Genomic DNA, 2771 nt, shown 5'->3' on the forward strand with positions numbered 1-2771 from the left:
GAATAAATCACATCTCCATCCACTTTCAGTTCTGTGCCAAAAATAACTTTACTTTCCCATACATCATTAGCTGGTTGTGTATAAGCATCCTTGGGATAGAATACCGTTGCTTGCATTCTAAACACATTGTCATCGCGATAGGTATTAAAACCGGCCATAACCGGCTTGTTAGCGTAATTACCTGATGTTGGAATAGCAGCGCCTCTTACACTTGCTTGTGCCGAATAGCCACTGCGATTAGCGGTGACATCACCAATCCAACCTGTTACGCGGTAACTCTTTATATTGCTAGTATCTGTCACATCCCAAATATAGGCTTGAGTGGCAAAAGCAAAATTTTGACACTGACGAGTTAACTGTGGATCGAGACCATCATTCACACAAGAGTTAACATCACCGTTATAATCTTTATTGTCGTCATCGCTATTTCCAGTTAGGTAAGAGCTTACCGATGCACTGCCGACTACAAACTTATTTGGGCTATCACCAAATACATCATAGGCAAATGTTCGACCCATTTTTTCAACAATTTTATTGTTAGTATCGCTAACAATGGACGTATCTGTTGGTGGGTTTAATATTGTCTGACCATAAAAACCACGTTGACGGTAGCCTAGAGCGTAATTACTTCCAGAGTGTGTGTAACCGCTGCTCGTAATACCAAAGGCAGCAGTGCCGTCTAACCCAGTTAAAACGGTATTCTGAGTATTTGCAATAGGACCAAAAGGCAATGCTACTTTCGATGAGCCTACAAAGGCTGCTGCATTTTGTAGATAACTGCCATTATCCCAAGCATCGCGTTCACGTTTTAAGCCGCCAGTTTCAACACCATTGTACTCAAAACCGTGCCACTGCTTATCGGCCCAGGCAGCACAAGTAGAATAACCTAATTCGTTAGAGCAATAGCTTTTGAGATCATCAATATCCTGGTAAACAAAACGATTATCCATTTTGAATGGCACTTCATCACGGTATGAAATACCATCAGAACCATTGAGCGTATCGCCACCGAGTGCAAAAGTATTACAGCTATTTCCGGCCGTAAAACATCCAAGAGGATTTGCTGAAAGGTTATCTTTTTGTATTGCCCTTCCATAATATTCATTAGCGACTAAATTACCGGGTGTCACTTCTACAATTTGGTAAAGTGCAGCATGAGCTTGAGTGGCAGCCAGAATACTGGCCGCAATTACGGTGATTTTAAATGTTTTACTACTCATTAATAATCTCTAACTTTCCTGTTGCATTGCTTCGAGCTCTTCCCAGCGCTCGAAAGCAATTTCAAGCTCCTGCTCTTTCGCAGTTAACTTATCTAAAACGGGCTGTGTTTTGTCTGCTGATTGCATGAAAAACTCAGGATCGTTCACTTGCTGTTGAAGCATTTCAATATCATTCTCAAGTTGCTCTAACATTGCGGGCAACTCATCCATTTCTCGCTGCAGTTTATAAGATAACTTTTTAGGTTTTGTCTTAATTGGCGCTGTTTTGAGAGTTTCCTCAACCACTTTTTCTTTATTGCTGACATTTTCAGCAACTCGTGACTGCAAAACCTGAGCTCTTTGTTGCTGAGCATCGTGATAGCCTCCAACAAATTCTTCAATTTTGCCATCGCCTTCAAAAATCCAACTCGTTGTTACAGTATTATCAACAAATTGACGATCGTGGCTGACAAGCAGCAATGTGCCTTGGTAATTGGCAAGCAAATCTTCTAAAAGTTCCAAAGTTTCGATATCTAAATCGTTGGTTGGTTCATCTAAAATCAATAAATTATTCGGTTTGAGGAAAATACGAGCAAGCAACAGTCTGTTTTTCTCACCACCAGATAGCGCTTTTACTGGCGTTCTCGCACGTTTAGGGGCAAACAAGAAATCTTGTAAGTAGCTTAATGCGTGCCGTGGGCGCCCAGCCACCATCACTTCTTGTTTTCCGTCAGCTAAGTTGTCAATTACCGACTTCTCAGGATCGAGGATCTCACGGTACTGATCAAAATAAGCAACTTCAAGTTTGGTACCGCAATGTAATTTGCCACTCTGAGGTTGTAAATCACCCAACAGCAGTTTCAGCAGCGTACTTTTACCGCATCCGTTAGGGCCAATAAGTGCAATGCGATCACCACGCATGATATTGAAACTGAAGTTCGAGACAATGTTTTTGCCATCAATGCTATAGCTAATATCCTTCGCTTCGAAGACAATTTTTCCTGAACGCGCAGCGTCATCGATTTGCAAGTTTGCTTTGCCCTGTACCTCACGGCGATCATTACGCTCTTCTCTTAGCTTCTTGAGTGCTCTTACACGCCCTTCGTTACGAGTACGACGCGCTTTGATGCCTTGGCGAATCCAAACTTCTTCTTGGGCCAATTTCTTATCAAACTCGGCATTTTGCATCTCTTCTACGCGCAAGGCTTCTTCCTTGGCGACAAGGTACTGATCATAATCACCAGGAAACGAGCTGAGCTTGCCGCGGTCAAGATCAACAATGCGTGTCGCCATTGAGTGGATGAACGTCCGGTCATGCGATACAAAGATGATCGAGCCTCTAAAATCTTTCAAAAAGCCTTCGAGCCATTCGATGGTGGTTACATCAAGGTGGTTAGTCGGTTCATCAAGCAAAAGGACATCAGGATCACACACTAGTGCTCTTGCAAGAGCCGCTTTACGCTGCCATCCACCGGATAAATCCGTTAGTTTGGTGTGGCCATCCAGTTTCAACGCCGCCAGAACATTTTGAATACGTTCTTCAAAACGCCATGCCCCTGTATGCTCTAGCTG

2 protein-coding genes are annotated in these 2771 nt (G+C 43.0%); both read right to left on the reverse strand.

Going from position 1 to position 2771, the window contains the following annotated elements; genetic code table 11:
* A partial coding sequence (locus B9J87_RS15590; protein ID WP_141201585.1) for a DUF3466 family protein occupies positions 1-1220 on the reverse strand: 1220 nt, incomplete at its 3' end.
* Between the two features lie 9 nt (positions 1221-1229).
* Positions 1230-2771, reverse strand: a 1542-nt coding sequence (locus B9J87_RS15595; RefSeq protein ID WP_094151623.1) for an ABC transporter ATP-binding protein, incomplete at its 5' end; no start/stop codon positions are given.

It is taken from the genome of Vibrio sp. V19_P1S1T109 (assembly GCF_002241375.1).
Lineage (GTDB): Bacteria > Pseudomonadota > Gammaproteobacteria > Enterobacterales > Vibrionaceae > Vibrio > Vibrio anguillarum.